The following is a 22,407-nucleotide window of genomic DNA, read 5'->3' as shown; positions in this document are numbered from 1 at the left end:
GCACCGCAGCGCGCTCGAGGCCGAAGGTTGATGCGGTGACGCGACGTTCTCTCGTTCTTCGAGGCTTCCTTGCAGGCGTGATGGTCTTCCTGCTGCCGGGCGTGCCTGCGCCGGCGCGCGCTCAGGAGGGCGGGGTGCCGGACGGCCCTGGACGCGTGGAGGGCGACGGTGGGGCGAGCGCGCGCGCGCCTGCTGTCGGCGCGGCGGTGGACGAGCGCTCGCCGTTTGGCGCGGGGGACGGGCGGATCGAGCCGCCGCAGCTCGTCGGGGGCGCCGAGGCCGAGGTCCCGCCGGAGGCTCGGGCGGCACGACAGGAGGGCAGGGTCGTGCTGAAGCTCCTGATCGATGCGGCGGGGCGCGTGGCCGAGGCCGAGGTCGTGGAGCCGATGGGCCGCGGCTTCGACGAGGCGGCCAGGGCCGCGGCGCTCCGGTTCCGCTTCACGCCGGCGCGCCGGGGCGGCACGCCGGTCGCTTCACGGATCCTCTACGCCTACGAGTTTCGTCCCCCCGAGGAGTCCCCGGCCGAGCCCTCTTCCTCGGCGGAGGGGGGCACCGGGGTCGCGGCCACGCGCACGGGAGGGCCCCGTCCCGCGCCGGCCGCGAGGCCCGGCCAGGCGAAGGACGCTGTGCCCGTCGAGGTGACCGTGCGCGGCGGTGCCATGGCCGAGCGCCTCCGGCAGTCCGCGCAGGCGATCAAGGTCATCGAGACCGGGCAGGCGAAGCAGAGGACCGCCGACATGGGTGAGGTGCTCGCCCGCACCGAGGGCGTCGGCGTGCGGCGCAGCGGCGGCCTCGGGTCCTCGACGCGCTTCTCGCTCAACGGCCTCTCGAACGACCAGATTCGCTTCTTTGTCGACGGCGTGCCGCTCGATTTCGCCGGGTTCCCGTTCGGCATCGCGAACGTGCCTGTCAATTTGATCGACCGCGTCGAGATCTACCGCGGCGTGGTCCCGGTGCGCCTCGGCGCTGACGCGCTGGGCGGCGCCGTCAACCTGGTCACCGACCAGGACGTGCGCGGCACCCACGGCGCCGCGTCCTACGAGGTCGGGTCCTTCGACACCCATCGGCTCGCCGCCACGGCGCGCCACCTGCACGAGCCGAGCGGCTTCCTTGCCCGCGTGAGCGGCTTCCTCGACTACGCGCGGAACGACTATCCCGTGACGGTCGACGTGCCGGACTCCGATTTCGTCGAGCACCCGGCCCGCGTCTACCGCTTCCATGATGCCTATCGGGCGGCGGGCGGAGGCGTCGAGCTCGGCTTCGTGAACCGGTCCTGGGCGCGGCGGCTGCTCCTGCGCGCCTTTCTCACGGCGTACGATAAGGAGCATCAGCACAAGCTCGGCGTCATGAAGGTGCCTTACGGCGAGGTCACGAACGGCGAGACCACGACGGGTGTGGCGCTCCGGTACGAGCAGCCGCTCGGCCGCGGCGTCGCCATCGAGGCGATCGGCGGTTACGCGTACGGGCGCGCCACCTTCCTCGATGTCAGCGAGTGCACCTACGACTGGTATGGTCACTGCAGCCCCGGCGGCAAGCCGGGCGAGGATGACACAAAGCCGCGGGACCAGGTGTTCTGGGAGCACAGCGGCTATGGACGGTTGAACCTCCGCTTTCGGCCCCACCCCGAGCACGCGCTGCAGCTCTCCGTCTCGCCGATGTTCGTCACGCGCACGGGAGACGAGCGCAGGCAGGCGAACCCCGAGGGCCGCGACCCGCTCACGGCCGATCGCGGGCTCGTCAACTGGGTTCACGGCGCCGAGCACCAGCTCAACCTGCTCGACGACCGCCTGGAGAACGTCCTCTTCGTGAAGCAGTATGTGCAGTTCTTGCGCCTGGAGGAGAGCGTCCAGGGGCTCGCCGACCGCTTCCGCCGGCGGGATCGCGACACCCATCGCCTCGGCGTCGGCGACGGCCTGCGCTACCGCTTCGGCGAGTGGCTCTATGCCAAGGCGTCCTACGAGTGGGCGAGGCGGCTCCCGCGCCCCGACGAGGTGTTCGGCGACGGGGCGCTGATCCGCGCCAAGCTCGATCTCTTGCCCGAGGCGAGCCACAACGCGAACATCGGTGTCACGTTCGACGCCCCCGACAGCGCGACGGGCGCGTGGCGGCTCGAGGCGAACGGCTATCTCCGCGCGGCCGAGGACCTCATCGTGCTGCTCGGCAACGGGAAGATCTCCCAGTACGACAACGTCTTTTCGGCGCGGGCGCTGGGGGTCGAGGCGTCCGCTCGCTGGACGTCGCCTGGCGAGCACGTCGTCCTCGACGGCAACGTCACGTACGATGACCTCCGCAACACGGCCGAGGAAGGGACCTTCGCCCGCTATGCGGGGCAGCGGATGCCGAACCGGCCGTGGCTCTTCGCCAACGGGTCGGCGCGCGTGCAGCTCCGCGAGGTCGCCGCGCCGCGCGACGAGCTCGCGCTCACCTGGGACACGCGTTACGTGCACGGGTACTTCCTCGGCTGGGAGCGCAACGGGCGGCGCGAGGACAAGGCGAGCGTTCCCTCGCAGCTCCTGCACTCGCTCGCGCTCACCTACGTCGCGCGCCTCGCGCCGCGAACCCTGAGCTTCACCGTCGAAGCCCACAACCTCACCGACGAGCCCGCCTTCGATTTCTACGGTGTCCAGCGGCCCGGACGGGCTTTCTTTTCCAAGGCCATGCTGGAGATGTGATGGATCGTCAGGAGAAGTGATGAGAGTCATCTGGAACAACACGCTGGCATCGAGGCGCGCGGGCACCACGCTCCTCGCGATCGGGCTGCTCGTCGTGGCGCTGGGCAACAGCGGCTGCGGGGACGACGAGCCGAACCCGAGCGGCAGCGGCGGCGGTGGTGGAGGAGAGCCGAACCCGAGCGGCGGCGGGGGCGCGGGCGGGCCAGCGTTCGTGGTGGGGACACGCGTCTGGGACGACACCTCGACGACGGCTTATTTCCACGTAGTCCCGTCGCTCGATCAAGGCACGGAGATCGACCTGTCCCAGGCGCTCGAGGTTCCGGGCTCGGCCAAGCTCTACGGGTTCGAGGACCTCGACTGGGTCGCCATCGGCGGCGGCGACGCGCCGACGATCTCGCGCTACACGCTCGACGAGCAAGGCGCGCTCGAGGGGGGAACGAGCGTCAGCCTGCGGCCCCTCGGCGTGCAGGATCTCTGGCCCACCCTGTACTTCGTCTCTCCGACGAAGGCGTACTATCCGGACCGCCACAACGAACAGCTCATCGTCTTGAACCCCACTGCGATGAAGATCGAGGGGACCATCGAGCTGCCGGAGACCGCGCGCCAGGGCTACCTGGCGCTGTACAGCTACGGGTCGATCCTGCGCGGGGACAGCCTCCTCTTCTCGGTCGGATGGTTCGACTGGGAGCAGAACGACACGATCCTCGAGGAGACGGGGCTCGTCGTGATCGACACGAAGACGGACACCCTCGTGCGGGTCGACGTCGACGAGCGTTGCGGCGGGATCACGCAGCCCGTCGAGACCGCCTCGGGGGACGCGTATTTCGTGAGCTCGGCGCTCGCGGGGGCGGCCCACCTGCTCGAGCGGCTGCCGACCGAGCCGTGCGCGCTGCGTGTGCAGGAGGACGCGGACGCCTTCGACCAGGACTACCTCATGGCCCTGGGCGAGCTGACCGACGGCGCGATCGCCGGCGAGCCCATCCCGGGCGGCGGCGACAGCATCTTCCTCCGGGTGTTCGACGAGAGCGCCGCCACGGTCGAAGCCGACAGCGTGACCTCGGATCTCACGAGCCAGCAGGTGTGGCAGTGGTGGCGCTGGGACACCGCCACGGGTGAAGCGGCTCGGATCGACGAGCTGAGCCCCATGACCTCGGACGTCCTCTGGTTCCAGGTCGATGGCCGGGTCTTCGGGACCGAGACGACGGACGACTACGCCGAGAGCACGCTCATCGAGCTCACGGCGGAGGGGGGCCCCAGGCGCGCCATGACGGTGCCGGGATTCCTGCACGGTGTATCGAAGGTACGGTAAAGGACGCGCGCTCACGCGAGACAGGAGACCCCGACATGGCCAAGAAGCTCTCCCGCCATGCCTTCACGACCTTCTGGGACGTGCACGCATGGGCCGGCGTGATCGGTGGGCTCTTGCTCTACGTCATGTTCCTGTCGGGGGGGATCACGCTCTTCCGGAGGCAGCTCGCGGTGTGGGAGGAGCCCCTGACCCAGCAGCGCTCGTCCGTCGAGCAGGTGGGGCTCCAGGCCACGCTCGAACAGGGGCTCGCCGCCGCTCCCGCCACGCCTGAGGAGCTCTGGCTCGATCTGCCGCAGGATGGACTGGGCGCCGCGCGGATCCTCTACCGCTCGCAGGGCGAGAGCGTCCTGTCGTGGATCCACGAGGGGCTCGTGCCCGAGCGCGAGCGGCTGTCCGACTTCCTCTACGACCTGCACTACCTCTGGCATCGAGCGACCGGCATGTGGCTGTTCTATGTGGCCGGTATCCTGTGCGTCGCGCTCCTGCTCGCGCTGGCGACCGGCGTGCTCATCCACCTGAAGGACATCGTCCGGCAGTTTCATCGGTTCCGGCCGGACAAGACGCGCCGTGTCCTGTGGTCGGACATGCACAAGGTGCTCGGCGTGATAGGGCTGCCGTTTCAGGTCCTGTACGCGTACACAGGCGCGTTCTTCATTTTCCTGGGGGTGCTCGTGCAGGTGTTCACGGGTCCCGTGTTCGGCGGGGACGCCGCGCGGGCGGACCGGGTGGCCTGGGGGGCGTCGTACGTGGACGAGCCGGCGCCAGGGGCGCCCGCGCGCGGCCTCACCCTGGACGAGCTCACGGCGCGCGCGCGCGCGGCGGAGCCCCGGTTCGTGCCCGAGAGGTACCGTATCCGGCATCACGGCCTCGATAGCGGGACGGTCGAACTCCGCGGGCCGGTCGAGGGGGTTCCGTTCGGGAGCGGCATCGTGCGCCTGCGGGCGACCGACGGCGCGGTCCTCTCCCTCGACATGCCGGGCGCCGAGGGCGCTCGCAGCGACGTGATTCGCTGGATCTACGGCCTTCACTACGCCGATTTCGGCGGCGTCGCCCTGCGCATCCTGTTCCTCGTGCTCTCCGTGGCGACGTGCGCCACGATCCTCACCGGCAACTGGATCTGGCTCGCGCGACGGGAGGCGCGACGCGAGAGCCTGGGCAACCGCCTCCTCGCGCGGCTCACCGTGGGCTTCGGCGCGGGGACCCTCGTCGCGATCGCGGCGCTCTTCCTGGCGAGCCGGGCGCTCCCGCTCGACTGGGCGGGCCGCATGGCGGCCGAGGAGCTCACGTTCCTCGCGGCGCTCGGGCTCTGCATCACGTGGGCGCTCGCCGCGCGCGACGGCGGGCGCCTCTGGTGGCGGCAGATCGGGCTCGCGGGGCTCCTGCTGCTGCCTGTCCCCGCGCTCGCGGCGCGCTGGTCGGGCGCGGGGCTCTTCGGCGCGGGGCCGAAGCTCGGGGCGGTCGTCGCGGTCGACGTCGCGCTCCTCCTGGTGGCTGCGGCGCTCTGCGCCTCGGCCTGGGCGCTTCGCCGGGCGGCCTCGCGGCGCGCGGCGCCCCGGCAGGCGACGCAGGACGAGCCGCGGGCGTCGCTGGCCCATGGCGGGGCGGGGCTCATGGCCAGGGGCCAGACGGCGTCCCATGGTTGAGATCGCGTCGCTGCTCGCGGCGTATCTCGCCTTCGCCTTGCTCCACGCGGCGCGGCCGGAGCGCGTTCCGTTCGGCATCGCGTCGCGGCTGCGCGGGAGGCGCGCATGGCGCATCGCGGCCCGCGTCCTGGCCGCCGTCTCCTTCTCGCTGTCGGTGGGGCTGTGGCGCCGGATCGAGGCCGGCCCCGCGGCGTACCTCGTCCCCTTTGCCGCGCTCCTCTGCGCCGCGAGCCTGTTCGTCCTGCTCGCGCCCCTGTGGCCGCGCGCCGCGTGGGGCCTTGCGCTCCTGTGCCCTCCCGCGGTCGCCGCGCTGTCGTTCGCAGGAGCGTGTCATGGCTAGCGACCGGCTCGCCCGGCGCGACGCCACCCTGCGCCAGCTGGCGGCGCTGGTCGGGACGCTCCCGGTCGCCATCCTGGCGAGCGCGTGCGTTGCGCGGTTTGCGCCGCTCCCCGGGGACACGCCGGGCGTCCTCGGCTTCGCGCTCGTTGTGCCGCTCTGGGTGACGGCGATGTGCGGTGCCTTCCTGGCGCGCAGCGCGACCCGGGCGTGGGGGGTCTGCGCGGCGCTCAGCGCCGTGCTGTTCGTCCTGACCTACGGCGTGCCGCAATGACCTTGACGGCGGGCGCAGCCGCCGGGCGGACGCCTGCTCCGCTCCGGCCGGTGGGTGGTCGGGCTCGGTCGAAAGGCGGGAAAATTGGTAAAAATACAAGTAATATCATGTAGTTGAGCTGCATGGCGAGCTCCCTGGGCAGGTGCGGCCCCCCTCCTCACCTGGCTGGCCCGAGGACCTCGGGTCGAGCCCGGCAGCTCGCCGTGCCGGGCCGCCGTCCCGTCCCCTGGAGGTATCGGTCGCCGCCGACGCTTCCCAGCACGATCTTCTGTGCACGGCGACAGGCTCTTTGGTATGTTGCCGCTCCCTCGACGGCCCGCGCCGAGCGTCTGTCGAGTCAACGTTCTTTTTACTGTCGAAGCTTCGAGGTCCGCACTGGGCCCTGCGCTGAGCGCTGGCCGGGCGGATCCTCCTGGAGACCAGGAGAGGTGGCCGAGTGGCTGAAGGCACACGCTTGCTAAGCGTGCGATCGGGAAACTGATCCGCGGGTTCGAATCCCGCCCTCTCCGCCGCGATCCCGCTCAGCGCTACGCCCGTTGTGAGGCGGCCTGAGCTTCGCGTGCGGACGACTCACCGGCGGCGGATGCCGCCGCGCTGGACGCGCCGCGCCGAGGCGAGCAGCGCGCCGGAGCATCGCAGGCGGAAGGCCGGCGCGGGCGACGCGCGCCGCGGGGCCTCGTCAGGGCGCGCCGCGCGGTGGCGTGTCCGGATGTGTTGCGCGCGTCGTCCAGATGCGCCGCGCGCGCGTGGCCCCGCCGCCGGCGCTCGCCTCAGGCGGCCCGGGTCCTCAGCACGCGCGACTGCAGGAACTGGTAGATCGTCTTGATCGCGTCGAACGAGCCGACCGCGCTCTCCTTGATCACCTCGTTCACCGTGCGTGAGCCGTTGACCGCCCCGAGCACGAGCTCCTCGGTGCGCGTCAGCTTGCCCGAGCCGACGCCGTCGAGCGCGACCTGGTCCACGACCACCACCTGGTCGAAGTTGATCGTCCCCTCCATGAGCCGCCACTCGTCGACGCGCCGGAACCCCTCGAGCACCAGCGCGGACACGGCGAGGCCGAGGCGCGCCTGCTCGACCTCGGGGCGGAACGGCTCGCGCGTGAACGAGAAGCGCCCGTAGGGCCAGCGCAGCACCTCGTAGATCAGCTCGCTCGACTGGCGCTCCAGCACGGCGATGAGATCGTCGTTCGTCGCGACGTCCGCCTCGACGAGCACCTGGCCGAGCAGCGTCTGCGGCATCTTCACGCGGAGCAGCGCCTCGAGCCGCTCCCGCGTCACGAGCCCGCGCTCGATGAAGTAGCGCCCGAGCTTGAACTCGTCCGACGAGTTGCGCGCCTGCACGAGATCGATGAGCCCCTGGCGGATGGAGATCGTGACCGACGCGCGATTCGTTGCCACCCGGAGCACGCCCGTCTGCCGCTGCATCTGGAGCAGCTGGAGGATCTCGGCGAGCGGGATCGCCGAGACGTCGCCGCTCATCACCTCCTTCGCCTCCGGGGGCGTGTCGAGGTCGCGGAGCGTCAGGGTCAGCCTGGAGACCACCTCGTTCGTCATCACGCGGGCGACCGCCTGCATCACGGCCGCCTCGTTCGTCCGCGACTCGGGCGCCAGGCTCATGATCGCCGGCGTCATCACCGTCGCCAGCTGCTGCGCGAGGTCGACCCCGGTGCGCTGGCGCATGTTCCGGGCGAGGAGGCTCGGCCGCACGCTCTCGGCGATCATGTCCTCGTCGGGCATCTTCGCGCCCTCGGGCACGGGCCGCGCGCGCCCCTCCGCCGTCTTCGCGAGCGCACCCTCGATCACCGCGACCAGCGCGCGCGCGTCGAACGGCTTGGTGATCGCGTCGACGGCGCCGGTCTGCTGGACGAACTGCCCCCGGATCTTGTCGCCCTTGGCGCTCATCAGGACGACGGGGACCGTGCGGTGCAGCGGGTTCGACCGCAGCTCCCGGCAGAAGGCGTAGCCGTTCATCCTCGGCATCACGAAATCGAGGAGGACGAGGTCGTATTTCGGCCCCTTCTTGATGAGCTCGATCCCCGCGAGCCCGTCGCGCGCCACGGTCGGGTCGAACCCATGGCGGGCCAGGATGGCGCTGACGACCTTCAGGATGGTCGGGCTGTCATCTACAACGAGGACGCGCGCCGGGGAGGCCATGGTGAAGGATCAGGCCCTACCCTACCAGAAGTGCGCGGCCTGCAAACATAAAGGCCAGGGGGCGCGGCGGCGCGGGGCGCGCGGCGAGGCAGAGCACAGTGAGCGCGTCGACGGCGGCGCGCCGGAGCGCCGCCGTCGACGCACCGGATCGCGCTCGCGTCCCCCGGCCCGGCATCAGGCGCCGGCGCTGCCGGTGCCCGTCGCGCCCGGCCGGGTGTCCGCGGGCGCGACCGCCTTCACGTGCAGCTCGGCGAGCTGCGCGGCGTCGACGAGCACGGGCGCGCCGGTCATCTGGTCGGTGCCCTGGTTTGTCTTCGGGAACGGGATCACGTCCCGCAGCGTCGGCGCGCCGCTGAGCAGCATCGCGAGCCGATCCATGCCGAGCGCGATGCCGCCGTGCGGCGGCGCGCCGCTGCGGAGCGCGTCCAGGAGGAACCCGAACTTGTCGCGCGCGTCGCGCTCGTCGATGCCCAGCGTCTGGAAGACGCGCGCCTGCACGTCGGGGTCGTGCAGCCGGATCGAGCCGCCGCCGACCTCGAACCCGTTCAGCACGAGATCGTAACGATAGCACTCGACCCGCGCCGGATCGCTCTCGAGCAGCGCCACGTGCTCGTCGATGGGCCGCGTGAACGCGTGGTGCGCGGCGGACCAGCGCCCCGTGTCCTCGTCGTAATCGAACAGGGGTGGGTTCGTCACCCAGAGGAACCGCCACTGGTCGCCATGCCCGTACTCCGGGATGAGCCCGATCTTCTTGGCGACGTCGACGCGGAGCTTCGCCATCACGGTGTGCACCACCGCGGCGTTGCCGAACTGGAAGCAGAGGATGTCGCCCGGCTTGGCGCCGAGCGCCGCGTTCAGCTTCTGCCGGAGCTCCGGCGTGATCGACTTCGAGAGGGGAGACTGCGTCCAGGAGCCGTCCTCGGCGAGCTTGGCGCGCGCGAGCCCCCGGAAGCCCTTCACGTCGCGGAGCCCGCGCTCGAGCTCCTCGGTCTGCTGCCGGGACAGGTTGGCGCTCGCCGGGATGACGAGCCCCTTCACGATCTCGGCCGGCAGGTCGCGCCGCAGCTTGCCCGACCGGAACTTCTCGGCCAGCTCCACCCAGAAGGGCACGCCGCCGCCGCCGTGCTCGATGATGAGCTCGGTGAGGTCGGTGTGCTCGATCCCGAAGCGGAGGTCGGGCTTGTCGTTGCCGAAGCGCGCCATCGACTCGGCGTACGGCATCTGCGGGAAGCGGCCCGTCGGGTAGAGCTCGGCGAGGTCCTTGCCGAGGGCGGTCTTGAACACCGCGAAGACGAGCCCCTCCATCAGGCGGAAGACGTCGTCCTGGTTCACGAACGACAGCTCGACGTCGATCTGGGTGAACTCCGGCTGCCGGTCGATGCGCAGGTCCTCGTCCCGGAAGCACTTCACGATCTGGAAGTAGCGGTCGAAGCCCGCGACCATGAAGAGCTGCTTGTAGAGCTGCGGGCTCTCGGCGAGCGCGTAGAACTTGCCGGCCGAGATCCGCGAGGGGACGAGGAAGTTGCGCGCCCCGCCCGGCGTGTACTTCACGAGGAAGGGCGTCTCGAGCTCGAGGCAGCCCTGGTCCGACAGGTAGTTCCGCGTCGTCCGGTTGACCTCGTGGCGCATCCGCAGCGCCCGCTGGAGCGGGGCCCGGCGGAGGTCGAGGTACCGGTGCTGGAGCCGGATCTCCTCGTCGGTTCGGATGTCGTCCTCGATCGAGAAGGGAGGGTTGTCGGCGCGGTTGAAGGCCACGGCCTCGGCCACGCGCACCTCGACATCGCCGGTCGCGAGCTTCGGGTTCACGTTCTGCTCGCCCCGGTGGACGACGACGCCGCGCACGCCGATGACCCACTCGCGGCGCACCGTCTCGGCCAGCTTCAGCGACGCGGCGAGCTGCTCCGGCGTCGAGTAGGGCTCGCCCGACCCCTCGAGCGCCGGCGCGCGCTTCACCGACCCCGCGTCGTAGCCGGCGTCGAAGACGACCTGCGTGATCCCTTCGCGATCGCGCAGGTCGATGAACACGCAGCCGCCGAAATCGCGGCGGTGCGCCACCCAGCCGAAGAGGATGACCTCCTTGCCGATGTCCGCCGTGCGCAGATCGCCGCAGCGGTGCGTCCTCTTGAGCTCATCGATGAAACGGGACACGAGCCGACCTCCGAGTTTCCGTGGGAAGCGGCGACTCTAGCCCAGGTCGACGTTGCCCGCCTCTCCGTATGATCGCGCGTCGGCGACGCGCGGGATCGGCCCCGCGCGCCGCCGACGCGGCGCGGCCGGGCCGCGCGCCGGAACTTGGCCCGCGCGCGGCCGATCTGGCATGGCCGCCCGGTGAGCTCCGAGGAGAAACGCTGCTGGCTCGAACGGTCGCTCGCCTTCGTGTCGGCCGCGCTGCCCTTCGGGCTCTCGCTGGCCCGCGCCGCGTCTTCGGGGCAGTGGCGTGAAGATCTCACGGCCGTCCGGGACCTCGGCCTCGTCGCGGTCGGGGTGGGCGGCGGCCTCTCGACGGCGCTCTCGCAGGCGCTGAGCCTGCTCCCGCTGGGGCCTCGCACCTTCCGCACCGCCCTCGGGTCGGCGCTCGCGCTCGCGCTCGCGTCGCGCCTGCTCTACGAGATGGTCCGCCGGCTCCTCCTGGAGTCCGCGCGGCCAGCGCCCCTCCCGGGGCTCGCGCTCCTCCGCAAGCTCCGCGGCGGCGCGGCCGACGCGACCCCCGCCGCGGCGCGATCGGCTCCGGGCGCGCCCGGCGGCGCCGTGAGCCCGCGGCTCGCCTCCGTGCTGTCGGCGATCGCCGTCCTCACGGCGGCGCTGTCGCCCACCTGGCAGCGGGAGGCGACGGTCGGCGGCGGCGCCATGCTCGCCACCTGCTGCGCGCTCGTGACGCTCGCGCTCGCGTCGAACTGCGCCGAGCAGGCCCGGCACGCGGGGCGCGCGTGGATCGGGCTCGGCGCGCTCCTCGGGGCCACCTTCGCCGAGAGCCCGCCCGCGGGCCTCGCCGCGCTGGCGGCGTCGTACGCGATGTTCCTCGCCCGCCGTGGCCTCGGCGGCCCGTCCCCCGCGGCGCAGGCCGCCGGCGGCCCGCCGCGGCGCATGCTGGGCGCCGCCGCCGGCGCGGGGGTGCTCACGGCCGCGCTCCTGCTCGCGCCGCTCGTGCTCCGGCCGCTCGCGCCGCGCGCCTGGACCGACATCGGCCGCGCGCTCACGACCGGGAGCCTCGCTGCCCTCGACGTCGCGAGCGCGCGCACCACGGCGCTCGCCGCGTGGAGCCGCGAGATCGGCGTCGTCTCCCTGCTCATCGCCGCGGCCGGGCTCGCGCTCTCGCTCCTGCGCCCGCGCGCGCGGTGGCTCGTCGCGCCGTTCCTGGTGCTGCTCGCGCTCGACACCCTCCTGCCCGCGCGCGCGGCCGGCGTGCTCTCCGCGGATCCGCTCACCCCGCTGCGCTCGCTCGCGGTCGCGGCGATCGCCGTCGGCTCGGCGCTCGGCGCGCACGCGGCGGTCCGGGCGCTGCTCGACACGCGCGTGCCGTTCTCGCGGAGCGGCGCCGTGCTGCTCGTCGTCTTCCAGCTGACGCTCGTCGCGCTGACGAGCGAGGAGGCCGGCTTCGCCGCCGACCGGAGCGAGCAGACGGCCGCCGAGGTCTGGACCGACGAGGCGTACGGGAGCCTCGATCCCAGCTCCGCGATCCTCGTGCGATCGCCGGCGATCGCATGGCGGGTCTGGGCGGCGCGGATCACGCGCGGCGAGCGGCCGGACGTCCTCGTGGTCCCGATCCCGCTGCTCGATCGCGGCCAGGTCGCGGCGAGCCTGCTCGCCGACGAGCGCAGGCTCGCGCCGCTCCTGCGCGACTTCGCGCTCGCGGGCGAGCCCAGCGAGTTCGCGCTCTCGACGCTGGCCGACGTCCGGCCCCTCTACGTGGAGCTCGATCCGCGCTGGTCGAAGAGGCTCCTCGGCCACCTGAACGTCGCCGGGATCTGGCTCGAGTACGCCCCGCAGCCGCTCGGCGCCTCGGATCGCAAGCTGGCGACCGCGCAGTCGATCGTGCCGATCCGGCGGGTGCTGGAGTCGCTCTCGGTCGCCGCGGTGCCGGACACGTCGACGGCGGCCGTCCTCGCGTCCACGATGCGGGGCCAGTCGAACGTCGTCAGCCTGCTGGGCGAGCGCGTCGTGGCGCAGTCGTTCATGGATCGGCTGCGCGAGCTCGCCCCCGGGGACCCGTTCGTCTCCGGCGGTCCGAGCCGCCGCGCCGTCACCGGCATCCGCCAGGCGTTCATCGCGAAGCGCCCCGTGCGGCGCCGCTGAGAGCAGGCGTCCCGGCCGCGATCAGGGCGACGCGTGGAGCCCGCTCGCCGAGAGCGCGCGGCGATCGGCCAGGCGCAGCGCCTTGACCCGCTGCTCGAAGTCGCGGCTGTCGTCCTCGGTGAGCTTCGCCCCGCCGAAGCGGGCGTGCAGGTAGACCTGCGTGAGCAGCAGGATCTCGCGCGCCAGCGGGTGGTCCGTGAGCTCCAGCGCCTCGGCGTGGCGCAGCGGCGGCATGCTGGGCGGGCGCGGCACGCCCTGCGCGAGCATGGCGGCCTCCAGGCTCTCGTAGAGCGCGATCGCCAGGATCGCGCTCGGGGTCCGCCCCCCGTCCCCGCGCGACTCCTCGCGCCCGCGGCGCCCGCGGCGGAAGCGCCAGTAGAGCAGGCCGCCGCCCAGCGCGAGCGCGACGGCGGCGACGGCGAGGAGCCGCGGGCGCGACAGCGCGACGTCGCCGCTCGAGCCGGACCTCCGGTAGCGCGACGTGAGCGTCTGGAGCAGGCTCACCTGCTGGTTCAGGTCGTAGCCGACGATGTGCCTGTCCCAGCGCTGGCTCGTCGCCTCGATGAAGTCGCGGAGGTACGCCCAGACCCCGACAAGCTCGCTCTTCGGCGCCGCGTCGGCCGGCGGGGTCGGGTCGAACGTCTGCCACCCCTCGCCGTCGAGGTACACCTCGACCCACGAGTGCGCGTCACCCTGGCGCACCGCATAGAACCGGCCGAAGCGGTTGTAGGTGCCGCCGACGAAGCCGGTCACGTTGCGCGTCGGCACATCCACCGCGCGCAGCAGGATCGCCATCGCCGTCGAGTAGAACTCGCAGTGCCCGCGCTTCGACTCGAACAGGAAGTGATCGAGCGGATGCGGGTCCGCCCCTGACGGCGACGCGAGGTCGTACCGGTACTCCGTGCGCAGGCGCTCCTGGATCGCCCGCGCCTGGTCGGCCGGACGCTCGATTCCCTGCGTCCATTGCTGGGCGAGCTCGACGACGCGCGGCGGCAGATCCTTGGGGAGCTCCAGGTAACGCCGTCGCTCGCCCCCCGGGAGGCGCTGGAACGTCGGCGACCGCTTTCGCGACAGGAAGACGTCGTAGACGAGCCCACGGTCGTCCAGGGGCTGGTACCTGAACTCGCCCTCGGGCCCGCGGTGGGCCAGCGCGCTCACGTCGACCCCGAGCTGCCCGCGGTTCTTGAACCGGAGCCCCGTCGCGTTCGGCGGGAGGAAGATCACGGGTGGATCGATCGGCTCCAGATCGATGCGCATCACCGGATCGACCGTCGGGTCCGGGTACCGCTCGAGCGGCACGAGCCCCCCGTCGCTCTCGGTCGGGCGCTTGAACGTCTCGCTCTGGGTCCAGGTGCGGCCGTCGTACGCGTCGAGCGCGGTGCCGCGCAGGTGCATGGTGAGGCGCGGCGGCGGCGGCTCCGGGAGCTCGGGGATCTCGACCCGCATGGCCAGCTTGGGATCGCTGCGCAGCACGCCGACCGCGCCCAGGTCGACCTTGCCCGAGAAGCCGATCATCCGCCCCGTGTGGCCGCGGTTCAGCAGGAGCAGCGAGAGGCCGACGCGCGGGAAGATGACGAACAGGAGCGCGGTGAAGACGAAGATCGGGATCGAGAGCAGGCAGGTGACGGCCAGGAACGAGCGCCCGACGACCCGCCTGGAGCGCAGGATGCGCGGCACGTCCACGGGCAGCCCGGTCCGGTCGCGCGCCCCCTGCCGGTAGTTGCCCTCGACCTCGCGCCGCAGGTGGCTGAGCACGAGCGCGCCGGGGGCGACGACGAGCACGCCGATGAAGCACAGCCCGTAGCCGAGGCCGCCGCCGAGGACGGTCCCGGCGATGAGGTGCAGGAGCGCGAGCACGATGACCTGCTGGTCGTGCGCCGCCCCCTTGCGCGTCGCGAGCCGGATGATCTGCAGCGCCGCGGCGAACTCCACGAGCACGTCGAGCACGCTCGCGTCGGTGGCCACGATGCGGACCACCTGGACGGCGATGACGACCAGGAGGACGCCCGTGTCGAGGTGGCGGAGCGCCGGGTGCCGCTGCCACGACTCGCGCACGACGAGCGCGAGCGCGAGGCCGATGAGGATGGCCCAGCTCACATAGCGGTTGAACTGCCCGCTCGCGACGAGGGCGATGACGCCGAGCGCCGCGAGCGCGTCGGTCATGACCCGGTGCACCAACCCGAATCTCATGGGGCGCTCCTCGGCGTGCCGGCGCGGCGCTCGCCGCTGGTGGGGCCCGGGCTGGAGGCCTGCCGCAGGGATGTCCGGGCGGCGCGCTCGGCGCTGAGCTCCGACACCCGCGCCTCGTCCACCGCGTCGAGCAGCGCCAGGAACCTGAGGATCCCGTCGGAGCCGAGGTTGCGGTCACCGCGCACCCGCTCGCCCAGCGTCGTCGCGACGACCACGGCGTCGCCGCGCTTGATGTGGGCGACGGCGCGCGAGGCCGCCTCGCGGATCCTGCGCTCGAAGGCCTGCGCGAACCCGTCGCCTTCCCCGGTCGGGCGCACCGTGTCGATGACGATCTGCACGTCGGGCCGCGTCTCCCGGGCCCGCTCGCGCAGCACCAGCTGGTCGCGCATCGTGCTCTTTTTCCAGTAGATATCGCGCGGATCGTCCCCGTCGCGCATCGGCCGCAGCCCGAAGGTCTCGTCGCCGCCCCCGCGCCCGCTGAGGCTCGCGCCGCCCTCGCGCCGCCCCGCGTCCTCGACCGGGAGCCGCACCGGATCGACGGCGGGATAGATGATGAGATCCCCCTCGGCCTCGACCTCGCGCGACTTCTCGAACAGCCCGAAGGGAAAGCGGGTCGCGATGCGGAACCCGGTGTGCCGGTCGCGGCCGCGCTTCGCCGGCGTCCGCCGGTAGGCGGCCACCTGCGCGCTGGACGGGCTGATCTTCAGGAAGAAGCAGCGCTTATCGGCCGGCTGACCGGCGCGCAGGTCCTCGACCTCGATCGCGTACGACGGCACGCGCTTCTTGTGGTTGTAGACCTCGATCTCGACGAGGTGCGCCCGGCCTACCTGCGCGCGGGCCGGGAGCCGCCGGGTGACGGTGAGGTGTCGGAGCGACAGGTCGCTCATCACGCCGGAGACGACGATCAGCGACAGCAGCATCCCGAGCAGCAGGTAGAGGAGGTTGTTGCCCGTGTTGATCGCCGCGAAGCCGACGCCCAGCGTGATCCCGAGGTAGTACTTCCCCTCCCGGGTGAACTTGAGCTTCCGGGGCGGCCGCAGGGCGAACAGGACCTTCGCCCACGACGACGCCGCCTCCTCGCGCGAGGGCCGCAGCGGGCGCTGCTCGAGCAGGGGCCGCTCGCGCCTCGGCCGGCTCGGCCGGACGGCGCTGCGCACCGCGGCGTCGGCACGGTCGGCGCCGCGGGAGCTGCCGCTGAGAGATCCCCGCTCCCGGTCTTCTGCGCCCATCGCCCCCCTCAGAGCGGGACCGGCACCCGCGCCACAAGGTCGCGCACCGCCGCCTCGCACTCGTCGCGGGTCGGCATGTAGCCCTCCGCGTGAGCCGAGAGCCGGACCCGGTGCGCCAGTACGGCGACCGCGAGGTCATGGATGTCGTCCGCAATACAGTACGAGCGCCCGCAGAGGACGGCGCGCCCCCGGGCCGCGCGGGCCAGGTTCATGCCGGCGCGCGGCGACGCGCCCAGCGAGAGGGTCGGGCTCGATCGCGTGGCCGCGAGTATCGCCTGCAGGTAGGTCGCGAGCGACGAGTCGAGCTCGACGCGATCGACCTCGCGCTGCAGCACCACGAGCTGGGCGGGATCGATGATCTGCGGCACGTTCCGCGCGCGATCGGGCTCGCCGCCCTGGAGGAGCAGCCGCATCTCGACCTGCGGCGGCGGGTACCCGATCCGGATCCGCACCATGAACCGGTCGAGCTGCGACTCCGGCAGCGGAAAGGTGCCGGCGAAATCCTGCGGGTTCTGGGTCGCGAGCACGAAGAACGGATCCGGCAGCGGCGTCGCCGTCCCCTCGATGGACACCTGCCCCTCGTTCATCGCCTCGAGCAGCGCCGACTGGGTCCGCGGGCTCGCCCGGTTGATCTCGTCTGCGAGCAGGACGTTCGCGAAGATCGGCCCCTGGCGGAAGACGAACTGCCCGATCCGCTGATCGAAGACGCTCACCCCGAGGACGTCGCTCGGCAGGAGATCGCTGGTGAACTGGACGCGACGGAGCTCGCCCCCCACGGCCTTCGCCAGCGCGCGTGCCAGCGTCGTCTTGCCCACGCCGGGCACGTCCTCGATGAGGACATGGCCCCGGGCGAGCAGCGCGATGAGCGCCAGCTCGACCGCCTCTGGCTTCCCTTCGAGGGCCTGCTCGACGGCAGAGCGAAGCTTCAGAAGAATAGGCGAAGCTTCACGCGCGACCGAGAGCGCTGATGTCATCACGGGCGATGGTAGCACGAGGTTACGGCCAGCCTGCGCGGATGCGCATTTTGCGTTCCACGGCGTTCCACGAGCCGGCGTGGCCGGTGCGAACTCGGATTCGCCGACGCGCGTCGCCGGCCCGCGGGGCCCGGTGCGCTGCGCCACGTTCGCTGCGGGTTCGTCGCCTGAGCCAGGGGGCAGGGCCTGTCGCCGCCGCTCGGTTCCGAGCGTCCACGTTCCTGCTCTTTTGCCTGCCGCGGAATGGCCGGGACCGGTGCTCCCGGGTATGCTCCGGCCGCCGTGACCGCCTCGGGTCCCCTTTTTCGCCACAGTGCCCCGGCCTTCCCTGCGCAAGAGACGCCGGGCGCCGATGCTCGCCCGGACGCCGGAGCGCTGGACCAACAGGCGCCGGCTGAGCAGGGCGCCTCACCCGCCGCGATGAGCTCCGTCCCCGCCGGCAAGCCCACATCGTCGCCTCCACGGAGCGGCGTGCCGAGCTCTCGTCCGGGGGGGCCGAGCTCCCGTCCGCCGGAGAGCGGGCCCCCTTCGGGCAGCCTGATCGCGCAGCCGCCCCTCCTGCCCGACTCGCCGAAGGGGACGCTGCTCTGGCGGGTGCGCGGGATGATCCGGGCGATGCGCCCGCACCAGTGGGTGAAGAACCTCTTCGTCCTCGCCCCGGTGGTGTTCGCCAAGCACCTGACCCACCCCTCGATCATCACGAGCGCGATCGGGGCGTTCGCGATCTTCTGCCTGCTCGCCGGCGCCGTCTACATCCTGAACGACATCGTCGACGCCGAGGCCGACCGGGTCCACCCGGTCAAGCGTTTCCGGCCGATCGCCTCGGGGCGCGTGCCGATCCCGGTCGCCAAGGCGATGGCGGTCGGCCTCGCGGTCATCGCGCTCGGGGCCAGCTTGCTCGGCCCGCCGCTCTTCGCGCTTGTCGCCGCCAGCTACTACGTCCTCAACGTCGCCTACTCGTTCCGGCTCAAGAAGGTCGCGTACCTCGACGTCGGCTGCATCGCGGTCTTCTTCGTGCTGCGCGTGCTCGCCGGCGGCTTCGCGACGAGGACGCCGCTCTCCGGCTTCATGATCGCCTGCACCGCCCTGCTCGCGCTCTTCCTCGGCTTCGGCAAGCGCCGCCACGAGCTCGCTTCCGTCAACGCCTCGAAGCAGCGCGCGGCGCTGGACGCCTACACGCCCGGCGCCCTGACGGCGGCGCTCGCCGTGACCGGCGTCGCCACCATCGCCACCTACCTCGCGTACACGCTCGATCACGACACGCAGCGCTTCTTCCAGAACCCGTACCTCTGGCTGACGACGATCCACCCGCTCTTCGGGGTGATCCGGTTCCTCCAGCTCGTGGCCGGCAGCGGCAAGGCCGAGAGCCCCACCCAGGAGATCCTCCGGGACACCCCCTTCGTGCTGAACCTCGTCATGTGGTCCGCCGAGGTGCTTGTGATCGTGTATCGGCTGAGGCCGTCCTGATGCTCGGCGCCGGGCCGGAGCCCGCCCGGCCGGGGGCGGCCCCGCCCGGCGACAAGCCCACGGCGAAGAGCGATGCGCTGACCGACCTCGCGCTGACGATGCCGATCTTCGTCCTCTACCACCTCGGCGTCGCCTTCCTCCCCATCCGCAACGCGGCGGATCCGGTCACCGCCGAGCTCCGCGCGCTCGCCAAGCACAGCCTCCCGCTCTACGCGGGCCTCACGGTCGCCGTCGGCGCCGTGTTCGTCATCGTCCTCTCCGTCCTCGGCCGCGGCCACGCCCTCCAGACGAGGCGCTTCGCGCTGCTCGCCGTCGAGGGCGCGCTCTACGCCATCCTGATGCGCTTCGCCGGCTCGTACGTCGTCGGCTCCCTCCGGCTCGGCCCGCCCGTGGCTTCCAACGACATCTTCATCGGGGTCGTGATGTCGCTCGGCGCCGGCTTTTATGAGGAGATCGCCTTCCGGGCAGGCCTCTACGGGCTGGGCGCGCTCGCGATCAAGCTCCTCTTCGGCAGAGGGGTCCAGGGGGTGGTGCTGCTGGTCGGGTGGGCGGTCGTGGCCGCCGCCGTCTTCTCCGGCTGGCACTACGTCGGCTCGATGGGCGATCCCTGGAACCTCCCCTCGTTCGTGTTCCGCATGGTGTGCGGGCTCGTGCTCACGGGGATCTACGTCTTCCGCGGCTTCGCGCCGGCCGTCTGGACCCACGCGCTCTACGACGTCTGGGTCCTCGTGCTCCGCTGAGCCCGGGGCCGCGTCCGTGCGGGCGGGGCCGCGTGCCGTATTGCCGGGCCGTTCTGGCCGTGCTTTGGAAAATCGGTGTCCCTCGCACAGCAGATCTCCTCTCTTCCTGCGCCTCTCCTGAAGCGCTTGCATGACCGAGGCTTCGACGGGTCCCGCCTGGTGCGGTGGGCGGCGACCCTCGGCGTGGAGCGGGACGCCCGCAACCGGCTGCCCGGCCGCGTCGAGCCGCCGGCCCCGGGCGACCTCTCGTCGGCGCCGGCCGAGGGGACGGCCGAGCACGGGCGCCTGCGCGAGCGCGGGCTCGCTGCGCTCTCGGCGGGCGAGGTGGCCCTCTGCGTCCTCGCCGGCGGGATGGCGACCCGGATGGGCGGCGTGGTCAAGGCGCTCGTGGAGGCGCTCCCCGGCCGGACGTTCCTCGACCTCCGGCTGGGCGAGAACGCGCACCTCGAGCGGCTGGCGAACCGCCTCGGCGCCCACGTGCCGCTCTGGCTCATGACGAGCGAGGCCACCGAGCAGCCGATCCGCGACGCCCTCGGCCCGCGCCTCGACGGCGCGCGGTGCGCCACCTTCGAGCAGGACGTCTCGCTCCGCCTGACGCCCGAGGGCGCGCTGTTCCTCGACGAGCAGCGCGAGCCGAGCGTCTACGCCACCGGCCACGGCGATCTGCCGGACGCGCTCCGCCGGAGCGGCCTGCTCGCCCGCTTCCTCGAGCGCGGCGGCAAGACGGTCTGGATCGCCAACCTCGACAACCTCGGCGCGACCGTCGACCCGGCCCTCCTCGGGTGGCACCTCGCCCACGGCGAGCCGCTCACGGTCGAGGTCGTCGACAAGGTCGGCGCGGACCGGGGCGGCGGGCCCGTCCGGTGGAACGGAAAGCGCATCATCACCGAGGAGTTCCGCCTCCCCCGCGGCTTCGATCCGGACGTCGTGCGGGTCTTCAACACGAACACGTTCATCGCCAGCGCCGCGGCGCTCGACGCGCTCGCGATGGAGTGGACGTACGTCGAGGTCGAGAAGAAGATCGGGGAGCGGAAGGCGATCCAGTTCGAGCGGCTCCTCGGCGAGGTCACGGCGGCGCTCGAGCCCCGGTTCTTGCGCGTGCCGCGCGAGGGGCTCGCCTCGCGCTTCCTCCCGGTCAAGGACGTCCCGGAGCTCGAGCGGCGTCGCCCGGAGATCGAGGCGATCGCCAGGGCGCGGGGGTTGCTCGGCTGAAGCCCTCCGGGCGCCTGCGTGCCACGCCATGCGTCATCGGCTCGCCGGGGGGACCTTCCCCCGGACCGCCGCGGTCCGCGCGGGCCCCGGCGTGAGGTCGGCGCATGCGGCGGACGCGCAGCGCGATCGGGGCGCGGCTGCATCGCGATCGGCGGTCGTTTGGCGCTATGCTTTGCGCCTCCACGCATGCGGCTACCTCCCTTTCCGAAGCTCGCGCTCAGGCTGGTCCGGACGATCCCCTCGCTGGACGGCCCTGGTTTCCTCAACGTGCGACGCCAGGTGTTCCGCGTCGAGTTCCCGGACGGCTCGCTGAGCGACCCGTTCACCTACGACAGCGTCGATCGCGAGCGCCTCGATGCGGTGGTGATCGCCCCGCATTACCGCGACGCGGACGGGCGCCGCCATGTCTATCTCCGCTCGGCGCTCCGGCCACCGGCCGCGACCCGTTCGCCCGAGGTGTGCCCGTTCCCGGAGGCGCCGACGCTCGGCGCGCTCTGGGAGCTGCCCGCCGGGCTCGTCGAGCTCGACGAGCGGAGCCCCGAGGGCCTGAAGCGCTCGGCCGCGCGCGAGCTGCTCGAAGAGGTGGGCTTCGACGTGCCCCCGTCGGAGCTCCAGCCGCTCGGTCCATCGTCGTTCCCGGCGCCGGGCATGGTGGGCGAGCGGCACTTCTACTTTCACGTCGAGGTCGATCCTGCGCGCCAGGGCGCGCCCCTCGAGGACGGCTCCCCGCTCGAGCGGTTCGCCGCCATCGTGGCCGTCCCGCTCGACGCGGCGATCGAGCTCACCCGGCGCGGCGTGATCGAGGACGCGAAGACGGAAGTGGCGCTCCGGCGCCTCGCGGAGCTCTGATGCCGGAACAACCTCTCGCGCCCGCGCAGCGGCGTCCCCCCCGCGTCGCGCTCGTCGTGAAGCGCTCTGCCTGGAGGATCTACCGCGAGGAGCGGAAGGACCCGCGCATCACGCGGCTCATCGAGGCCGGCGACGCCGCCGTCGGGCGCCTCAAGGCGTCGCACGAGGCGCACGAGCAGACGGTGCGCGAGGTCAAGGCGGCGCTCGACGATCTCGGCGTCCACATCGAGGTCCTCGCCGGCGCGGGGCAGTCCTTCGAGGCGGGCGAGCTCGACCTCGTGATCACGGTCGGCGGCGACGGGACGCTCCTCAGCGCGTCCCACAACGTCGGCGACGTGCCGATCCTCGGCATCAACAGCGCGCCGGGCCACTCGGTCGGCTTCTTCTGCGGCGCGACGAGCGGCGACGCGGCGGACGCCATCGCGAAGGCGCTGCGCGGCTCGCTCCGCAGGGCCGTGCTCGCCCGCATGCAGGTCACGGTGAACGACAAGCTCGCCACGGCGCGCGTCCTGAACGACGCGCTCTTCTGTCACAGCTCCCCCGCGGCCACGTCGCGCTACGTGATCCGGCTCGGCAAGGCGGAGGAGGAGCAGAAGTCGAGCGGCTTCTGGATCGGCCCCGCAGCCGGCTCCACGGCCGCGCAGCGCTCCGCCGGCGGGCGCGTCCTGCCGCTCACCTCGAAGTGCCTCCAGCTCGTCGTGCGCGAGCCCTACACCCCCCACGGCGAGGCGTACCGCTTCCGCCACGCGCTGATCCAGCCGGGCTCCTCGCTCGTCGTGCGGAGCAAGACGCACGACGCGAAGCTCTTCTTCGACGGGCCGATCCACTCGGTGAACGTCGGCTTCGGCGACGTCATGGAGTTCGCCCAGGCGCCGCAGTCGCTGACGATCCTCGGGCTCTCCACCAAGCGGAAGTGGGGCGCGGGCTCGGCGGTGAGCCGCCGCTAGGCGCGTGACGCGCCGCGGGCAGGCCCGGTATCGGCGGGTCGGCGCGGCGCGGCGCGAGCGCGCGCGCGGGGCGGCGTGGGGTGGAGGAGGGCTATCGGCCGAGGGCGCTCGACTCGAC

General features: G+C 72.4%; 16 protein-coding genes and 1 tRNA gene. 12 read left to right on the top strand and 5 right to left on the bottom strand.

All coding sequences use genetic code 11. The features are described from left to right. The first annotated feature begins 35 nt into the window (after positions 1-35). From mxcH to WMF28_RS40425, 6 genes are all read left to right on the top strand, one after another. Positions 36-2,672, top strand: coding sequence for a TonB-dependent siderophore myxochelin receptor MxcH (gene mxcH / locus WMF28_RS40450; protein WP_437599052.1), 2,637 nt, complete (start codon positions 36-38; stop codon positions 2,670-2,672). A gap of 19 nt (positions 2,673-2,691) precedes the next feature. Next, the gene (locus tag WMF28_RS40445) at positions 2,692-3,981 is read left to right on the top strand and encodes a hypothetical protein (protein ID WP_437599051.1); all 1,290 of its coding nucleotides are present in this window, start codon (positions 2,692-2,694) and stop codon (positions 3,979-3,981) included. A 35-nt stretch (positions 3,982-4,016) separates the two neighbouring features. Then, positions 4,017-5,624 carry a PepSY-associated TM helix domain-containing protein gene (locus WMF28_RS40440; protein WP_437599050.1) on the top strand — a complete coding sequence of 536 codons (1,608 nt, stop codon included), beginning with the start codon at positions 4,017-4,019 and terminating at the stop codon, positions 5,622-5,624. Then, a complete protein-coding gene (locus tag WMF28_RS40435) occupies positions 5,617-5,964 on the top strand; it encodes a hypothetical protein (RefSeq protein ID WP_437599049.1) in 348 nt (115 codons plus the stop codon). Before WMF28_RS40440 ends, WMF28_RS40435 begins: the two co-directional genes overlap by 8 nt. Beyond that, positions 5,957-6,235: a hypothetical protein gene (locus WMF28_RS40430; RefSeq protein ID WP_437599048.1), complete on the top strand. Its 279-nt coding sequence runs from the start codon at positions 5,957-5,959 to the stop codon at positions 6,233-6,235. Before WMF28_RS40435 ends, WMF28_RS40430 begins: the two co-directional genes overlap by 8 nt. 422 nt (positions 6,236-6,657) lie before the next feature. After that, positions 6,658-6,744: transfer RNA gene (locus WMF28_RS40425), tRNA-Ser, on the top strand. Positions 6,745-7,005: 261 nt separating this feature from the next. Here WMF28_RS40425 and WMF28_RS40420 read toward each other — a convergent pair. Together WMF28_RS40420 and aspS are read right to left on the bottom strand one after the other, a co-directional pair. Next, the gene (locus WMF28_RS40420; protein ID WP_437599047.1) at positions 7,006-8,388 is read right to left on the bottom strand and encodes a DUF4388 domain-containing protein; all 1,383 of its coding nucleotides are present in this window, start codon (positions 8,386-8,388) and stop codon (positions 7,006-7,008) included. Positions 8,389-8,562: 174 nt separating this feature from the next. After that, complete coding sequence (gene aspS / locus WMF28_RS40415) at positions 8,563-10,536, bottom strand: aspartate--tRNA ligase (RefSeq protein WP_437599045.1); 1,974 nt, start codon at positions 10,534-10,536, stop codon at positions 8,563-8,565. Positions 10,537-10,716: 180 nt separating this feature from the next. Between aspS and WMF28_RS40410 the strand changes: the two genes are divergently transcribed. Continuing rightward, entirely contained in the window at positions 10,717-12,681 is a 1,965-nt protein-coding gene (locus WMF28_RS40410) for a hypothetical protein (protein ID WP_437599044.1), read from the top strand. A 21-nt stretch (positions 12,682-12,702) separates the two neighbouring features. Here WMF28_RS40410 and WMF28_RS40405 read toward each other — a convergent pair whose 3' ends face one another. Genes WMF28_RS40405 through WMF28_RS40395 form a run of 3 tightly spaced genes read right to left on the bottom strand, consistent with a single transcriptional unit; the run spans position 12,703 to position 17,074 of the window. Next, complete coding sequence (locus WMF28_RS40405) at positions 12,703-14,871, bottom strand: transglutaminase TgpA family protein (RefSeq protein WP_437599042.1); 2,169 nt, start codon at positions 14,869-14,871, stop codon at positions 12,703-12,705. Then, complete coding sequence (locus WMF28_RS40400) at positions 14,868-16,100, bottom strand: DUF58 domain-containing protein (protein WP_437599041.1); 1,233 nt, start codon at positions 16,098-16,100, stop codon at positions 14,868-14,870. Before WMF28_RS40400 ends, WMF28_RS40405 begins: the two co-directional genes overlap by 4 nt. An 8-nt stretch (positions 16,101-16,108) precedes the next feature. Then, complete coding sequence (locus WMF28_RS40395; RefSeq protein WP_437482939.1) at positions 16,109-17,074, bottom strand: AAA family ATPase; 966 nt, start codon at positions 17,072-17,074, stop codon at positions 16,109-16,111. Positions 17,075-17,545: 471 nt separating this feature from the next. Between WMF28_RS40395 and WMF28_RS40390 the strand changes: the two genes are divergently transcribed. The 5 genes from WMF28_RS40390 to WMF28_RS40370 all read left to right on the top strand — a co-directional run bounded on the left by WMF28_RS40390 (position 17,546) and on the right by WMF28_RS40370 (position 22,289). Continuing rightward, positions 17,546-18,541 carry a decaprenyl-phosphate phosphoribosyltransferase gene (locus WMF28_RS40390; RefSeq protein ID WP_437599039.1) on the top strand — a complete coding sequence of 332 codons (996 nt, stop codon included), beginning with the start codon at positions 17,546-17,548 and terminating at the stop codon, positions 18,539-18,541. Then, a complete protein-coding gene (locus WMF28_RS40385; protein ID WP_437599038.1) occupies positions 18,541-19,281 on the top strand; it encodes a CPBP family glutamic-type intramembrane protease in 741 nt (246 codons plus the stop codon). The genes WMF28_RS40390 and WMF28_RS40385 overlap by 1 nt, the downstream gene beginning before the upstream one ends. A gap of 126 nt (positions 19,282-19,407) precedes the next feature. Then, the gene (locus WMF28_RS40380; protein WP_437599037.1) at positions 19,408-20,493 is read left to right on the top strand and encodes a UTP--glucose-1-phosphate uridylyltransferase; all 1,086 of its coding nucleotides are present in this window, start codon (positions 19,408-19,410) and stop codon (positions 20,491-20,493) included. 186 nt (positions 20,494-20,679) lie between these two features. Beyond that, positions 20,680-21,342: an NUDIX hydrolase gene (locus tag WMF28_RS40375; RefSeq protein ID WP_437599036.1), complete on the top strand. Its 663-nt coding sequence runs from the start codon at positions 20,680-20,682 to the stop codon at positions 21,340-21,342. After that, positions 21,342-22,289, top strand: a complete 948-nt coding sequence (locus WMF28_RS40370) for an NAD(+)/NADH kinase (RefSeq protein ID WP_437599035.1) — start codon at positions 21,342-21,344, stop codon at positions 22,287-22,289. The genes WMF28_RS40375 and WMF28_RS40370 overlap by 1 nt, the downstream gene beginning before the upstream one ends. The last annotated feature ends 118 nt before the right edge of the window (positions 22,290-22,407 follow it).

Source organism: Sorangium sp. So ce590 (assembly GCF_051521365.1).
GTDB lineage: Bacteria > Myxococcota_A > Polyangia > Polyangiales > Polyangiaceae > Sorangium.
The sequence above is the reverse complement of the archived record's forward strand: the minus strand, read 5'-3'. Positions and strand labels throughout refer to the sequence as shown.

Excerpts from the sequence above, each read along its gene's own strand:
- WMF28_RS40435 (WP_437599049.1), top strand. The coding sequence starts at position 5,617 with ATGGTTGAGATCGCGTCGCTGCTCGCGGCGTATCTCGCCTTCGCCTTG.
- WMF28_RS40385 (WP_437599038.1), top strand. The coding sequence starts at position 18,541 with ATGCTCGGCGCCGGGCCGGAGCCCGCCCGGCCGGGGGCGGCCCCGCCC.
- WMF28_RS40440 (WP_437599050.1), top strand. The coding sequence starts at position 4,017 with ATGGCCAAGAAGCTCTCCCGCCATGCCTTCACGACCTTCTGGGACGTG.
- WMF28_RS40430 (WP_437599048.1), top strand. The coding sequence starts at position 5,957 with ATGGCTAGCGACCGGCTCGCCCGGCGCGACGCCACCCTGCGCCAGCTG.
- WMF28_RS40370 (WP_437599035.1), top strand. The coding sequence starts at position 21,342 with ATGCCGGAACAACCTCTCGCGCCCGCGCAGCGGCGTCCCCCCCGCGTC.
- WMF28_RS40400 (WP_437599041.1), bottom strand. The coding sequence starts at position 16,100 with ATGGGCGCAGAAGACCGGGAGCGGGGATCTCTCAGCGGCAGCTCCCGC.
- WMF28_RS40395 (WP_437482939.1), bottom strand. The coding sequence starts at position 17,074 with ATGACATCAGCGCTCTCGGTCGCGCGTGAAGCTTCGCCTATTCTTCTG.
- WMF28_RS40420 (WP_437599047.1), bottom strand. The coding sequence starts at position 8,388 with ATGGCCTCCCCGGCGCGCGTCCTCGTTGTAGATGACAGCCCGACCATC.
- WMF28_RS40375 (WP_437599036.1), top strand. The coding sequence starts at position 20,680 with ATGCGGCTACCTCCCTTTCCGAAGCTCGCGCTCAGGCTGGTCCGGACG.
- WMF28_RS40405 (WP_437599042.1), bottom strand. The coding sequence starts at position 14,871 with ATGAGATTCGGGTTGGTGCACCGGGTCATGACCGACGCGCTCGCGGCG.
- WMF28_RS40445 (WP_437599051.1), top strand. The coding sequence starts at position 2,692 with ATGAGAGTCATCTGGAACAACACGCTGGCATCGAGGCGCGCGGGCACC.